Source organism: Microcoleus sp. K1-B1, from assembly GCF_036704705.1.
Taxonomy (GTDB): Bacteria; Cyanobacteriota; Cyanobacteriia; order Cyanobacteriales; family Microcoleaceae; genus Microcoleus.
The window spans coordinates 1-4,263 of sequence record NZ_JAUBSH010000171.1 but is presented as its reverse complement, the minus strand read 5'-3'; the positions used below and the strand labels follow the sequence as shown (position 1 = coordinate 4,263).

Annotated in this window: 6 protein-coding genes; all 6 read right to left on the bottom strand. The window is 43.6% G+C overall.

Annotated elements, in window-relative coordinates; all coding sequences use genetic code 11:
- Positions 1 to 69: 69 nt before the first annotated feature.
- The 6 genes from QUA83_RS30015 to QUA83_RS29990 all read right to left on the bottom strand — a co-directional run bounded on the left by QUA83_RS30015 (position 70) and on the right by QUA83_RS29990 (position 4,174).
- Positions 70 to 990 (bottom strand): CHAT domain-containing protein, encoded by a 921-nt coding sequence (locus tag QUA83_RS30015; protein ID WP_333297847.1) that lies wholly within the window; start codon positions 988 to 990, stop codon positions 70 to 72.
- Positions 991 to 1,224: 234 nt separating this feature from the next.
- The gene (locus QUA83_RS30010) at positions 1,225 to 1,851 is read right to left on the bottom strand and encodes a tetratricopeptide repeat protein (protein WP_333297845.1); all 627 of its coding nucleotides are present in this window, start codon (positions 1,849 to 1,851) and stop codon (positions 1,225 to 1,227) included.
- Positions 1,848 to 2,213 (bottom strand): tetratricopeptide repeat protein, encoded by a 366-nt coding sequence (locus tag QUA83_RS30005; RefSeq protein ID WP_333297843.1) that lies wholly within the window; start codon positions 2,211 to 2,213, stop codon positions 1,848 to 1,850. Before QUA83_RS30005 ends, QUA83_RS30010 begins: the two co-directional genes overlap by 4 nt.
- Positions 2,214 to 2,322: 109 nt before the next feature.
- Complete coding sequence (locus tag QUA83_RS30000) at positions 2,323 to 2,742, bottom strand: type II toxin-antitoxin system VapC family toxin (RefSeq protein ID WP_333297841.1); 420 nt, start codon at positions 2,740 to 2,742, stop codon at positions 2,323 to 2,325.
- Positions 2,739 to 3,281: a hypothetical protein gene (locus QUA83_RS29995; protein WP_333297840.1), complete on the bottom strand. Its 543-nt coding sequence runs from the start codon at positions 3,279 to 3,281 to the stop codon at positions 2,739 to 2,741. The genes QUA83_RS30000 and QUA83_RS29995 overlap by 4 nt, the downstream gene beginning before the upstream one ends.
- A gap of 347 nt (positions 3,282 to 3,628) precedes the next feature.
- Entirely contained in the window at positions 3,629 to 4,174 is a 546-nt protein-coding gene (locus QUA83_RS29990) for a hypothetical protein (protein ID WP_333297839.1), read from the bottom strand.
- Between the last annotated feature and the right edge of the window lie 89 nt (positions 4,175 to 4,263).

Sequence of the window (4,263 nt, the reverse complement as noted above, 5' to 3'; positions counted from 1 at the left end):
TTTTTGAGCAACAGCTTGCCTTCTGCTAAAAGGCTGCTACTTTTAGCTGCACTGATTTTTTAGTCTAAACTACAGTACATAGGCAACTCCCGATATTTCTTCACCGTTAGAATTCGCTTGCATAGCAGTTTGACAAGCGCTTAAGGTGAGGAGTCTGGTGTTTTGCAATCCTAATAAGGCGGCATCGCGAATATTGAATTGGCTGTCAGCAAATAGCAGGGTATTTTCCTCCATGCCCAATTTTTGACAGCCTCCCTGTTGGAAACAGCCGTGAGTTGCTAGATGCAAAAAGGGAAAGCGGGGTGCTTGAGTTTTGAATTGGTCGAGAGTCGCGGCATTGCCGATATAGGCGGAACTTCCGGGGAATAATTGAGCGATATTTCTAACTTCTTCTTCTGTACCAGCTAAATTTTGCGGAGCACGGGGGATGGGATTTCCTAATGCTAAGACTCCGCCTTGTAATGTAGAATTGGGAATTGACCTTGTGGAAATGCGGGTGAGATAGTTGACGGGATATTTCTGGATGAGGAATTCATCAGTTTGTTCGTCATACAGCGTTTCAAAGGGGATATAGCGCAGTTTGCCCGTGGCGATGATGCTCAATTGTTTGGCGGAAGTAGCTTTAATTTGGTCTTCGATCGGACGAATCAGGATTTCGTAGAGTTTGCTGCCAGTTACGGTGACGTTGGGGTCGCCAGTATTTTGCAGTTGTTCGCGGTATTGAGTGAGGAGTTTGTCGAATTCTGCGGGGTTTATCGGAATTTTTTTAACACTTAAACTGTCTTTTGTCAAGACAAATAGGGCGACGGTATTGGGGAAATTTGTGATATTTGTCAGCAAGACGGGTTGAATGACAACGGTATCTGGTGCGATACTTGCTTTCAGTTGGGCTATGTCTTTGGGTGTGGTTTCAAAGAGTTCGGCGACTTCCGGGAATTGGCGGGAGATTTCTTCGGCTTTGCGGTTGACTTCTGTTTCTAACTCCCGCATTTGTCGGGCTAAATTTTCTGAGAAGTTGTCTTCGAGTTGGCGGCGGAGGAATTGGAGTTGTTGATTTTTTTGATTCCACTCGTCAAGGGCTTTTTGTGCTTGGGGGTTGGCTACTTTGGCATCAATTAAGCGGGTGTAGTCGGCGAGATCGGCTGTGGTGGCGATGTTGATCCATTGAAAAGCGCGATCGGCTTGGTTTTGGTCGATGAGGAGGGATGTGAGGGCGATCGGAGTTCATCTATTAGCTTCTAGAAATTTTTGGCGATTTTCTCGTTGTAAACCACTCCGCATTTCTAAGGTAATTTGGACGGATTGCTGCCAATTTGCGAGCGCTTGAGTCGGTTGCTTCGTATCTCGATAGGCAAAACCAATATTACTCAAAGTAGCAGCTTCCCCAGAGCGATCGCCCACTGACCGCTTAATGGGTAAAGCTTGGTTGTAGTATTTCAATGCTTCTTGTGGCTGTCCGATGCTGTGGTACGCTAAACCGATATTATTCAAAGTAGCAGATTTCCCAGAGCTATCGCCCACTGACCGCATAATTGGTAAAGCTTGGTTATAGTATTTCAATGCTTCTTGCGGATCTCCGATGCTGTTGTAGACTAAACCGATATTACTCAAAGTAACAGCTTGCCCGTTGCGATCGCCCACTGACCGCATAATTGGTAAAGCTTGGTTATAGTATTTCAATGCTTCTTGCGGTTTACAGGTGCTGTGGTACGCTAAACCAATATTACTCAAAGTAGTAGCTTCCCCAGAGCGATCGCCCACTGACCGCATAATTGGTAAAGCTTGGTTATAGTATTTCAATGCTTCTTGCGGATCTCCGACGCTGTTGTGCACTGCGCCAATATTACTCAAAGTAATGGCTTCCCTAACGCGATGCCCACTGACCGCGTAATTGGTAAAGCTTGCTTATAGTATTTCAATGCTTCTTGAAACTGGGATCTCTTGCCGTAGTTAAAACCAATTTGATTGAGTGCTAAGGCTTCATTCTTTTTATCTTTAAATTGTCTGGCAATGGCTAGAACCTGCTGCCATGTTTCTATTGCCTGTAGATGTTTTTTTGCCTCTTGCTGTTGCTTTGATTGCTGTATAAGTCTCTGTAGTTCTTCAACCTGTGAATCTCGACTTTGCCCCCAACTCGGTTGAACCATCAGCGGCACAGTCAGAGGAGTCAGACACACACCCAAAACCAAAACACTGCTGATAAATCGTTTCATAATTTTTATAAATCACCAAATTCGATTAATAAAATAGGTATCAAACGCAGAATTATTACTTAATATGGGTATTCCTTCCACCATTGCTTGTGCAATGATAAGGCGATATTTACACATACCAATTTTCTATTTTCAACTCGAAAAAATCTGCAAAGTCTGAAACATTGTTCGTCACAAGTATCAATTCGTTTACTTTAGCGATCGCCGCAATTTGACCGTCTGCGAATGCTGGGGTTTTTCCAATACTGGAGAGACGCGCTCTTTCTGTCGCCTGCCAGATGGCAGCATTAGCATCATAAGGCAGCAGAGGAATTTGAACTCGAACTGTCTCATAGAGATAACTTTCTAAAATTCGACGTTTCCTTGATTCAGGAAGTCGCTTACACCCAAATAAAAGTTCGTGAAATACAACTGTTGCCGTCGCAACTTCTTCTTTATATTGCTCTAACATTTTGACTACATTTGCATTCGGAATTGGTCGAGTTGGTTCCGAAAGTACGTTAGTATCTAATAAAAATCGCAAACTCACAAAACAACCTCGCGCCCTGGTGATGAATCTCTAAGTCCCTCAAAAACTTCTGCCTCAATTCCTGCTTCTTCTAGATTGTTTTCTTGACGAAACTTTTGGATTGCTTCCCAAAAATTTTGAGGTTGCTCAATCTGGCTTTCTTTCTCAAGCTTAGCAATAATTTCAGTTAATTCAGCAGATACTTTAGTCAATTCTTTAGCTTTTTCCAGCAAGCTATTGACTAACGGTGATGGCAATAACTCCAGCGGTTCATCAAAGTCATCAGAAGTTGTAATTAGTCCTCGATCGCTCCCAAATCGGCTAGGTGTAGGCGAAGATGCTTCAGCTTCATGCAAAGTTTCTGCTTCAACTGTTTCTGTGATACCTTTAACTTGAATTGATTGAGATGGCATCCTTTTCCTGAGATAAATTGCAGATATCAGGTCAGACAAAGTAAAGTTTTCAGGTAATTTATCGATTAAGCTGCGGACTTCTTCTTTAAGATTTATGTTTTCCATCGGTTTTAGTAAAGAGAGTTGGGATTTTAATTCTAGTGCCACTGATATTTTACATTTGTTGCAACAGTCCGGCAAGTTGCAACAGTCCGGCAAGGGTTAAAACCCCTGCCTCATAGCGAAAGTCCTCTGAAGAGGACTGCAAGAGCGAGAATGATGCAAGATTTGAATTGAAATAGACAGTTCTGGACACACTCCGACCAAAGCACTGAGCGAAGTCGAATGTGTTTACCTAATTTGTGGGTAACAACGAAATATTTTCGTAAAAACCCGGTTTCTGGCCCCCCAAATTCTACTCTTCAGTCCTCTTTAGAGGACTTTCGCTATGAGGCGGGGGTTTAAACCCCCGACGGACTTTTGCGATGATGCAAAGGTTTAAACCCCCGACGGACTCAATACGGAGTCGCTGCAATTGTGATCGTCTTTTTCTGCACATCAAACTGCATTTCATCGACGACAAATTGTGGTTTATTTTTCCCATCTCCAACCATAACTGACCTTATACTGTCCAACTTGTCAAGAGAAAGAACAGACTCTAGCTTCACCTCCGCTTGACCTTGATTCGGATCTAGCAAGCGAAAAGCCTTCATGGGAATACCGCGCCAAGTCTCTCGACGGCCTTTCGCTGAAGTGCCATAGCCCCGATAAACTGGCCACCGATTTCTACGATAAACCACCGCACTTTGGGAAAACACGATTTTATCAATTTGACCCAACGGGATCGATACCTTGTCCCTCCCTCGCTGGAGCGATATTTTTTGCGTTTTCTCATCAATCTCTACAACTCTACCGCTTTGTGGTGTGCCCTTTTTCATAGAAATTTTTGCATCCGTCGGCAACGCTACGGGTATCGGCTGACTAGGGTTAGCCTGTGCTTGTACCGATGGCAAATTCTGTTTCTGAACTTCCTGACTGGCCGCATTAACTTGCGCTACCATACCTGCCATTACTAGACCTCTTGCGAAAGTCTCAGGCGCTCTCTAATTTAGTCTTTAAAGAAAGTTCATAATTATAAATACCAGCGATT

What these genes read in the sequence shown, in the direction of transcription:
- QUA83_RS30015 (WP_333297847.1), bottom strand. Translation starts at nt 990, where the DNA reads ATGCGGGAGTTAGAAACAGAAGTCAACCGCAAAGCCGAAGAAATCTCC.
- QUA83_RS30005 (WP_333297843.1), bottom strand. Translation starts at nt 2,213, where the DNA reads ATGAAACGATTTATCAGCAGTGTTTTGGTTTTGGGTGTGTGTCTGACT.
- QUA83_RS29990 (WP_333297839.1), bottom strand. Translation starts at nt 4,174, where the DNA reads ATGGTAGCGCAAGTTAATGCGGCCAGTCAGGAAGTTCAGAAACAGAAT.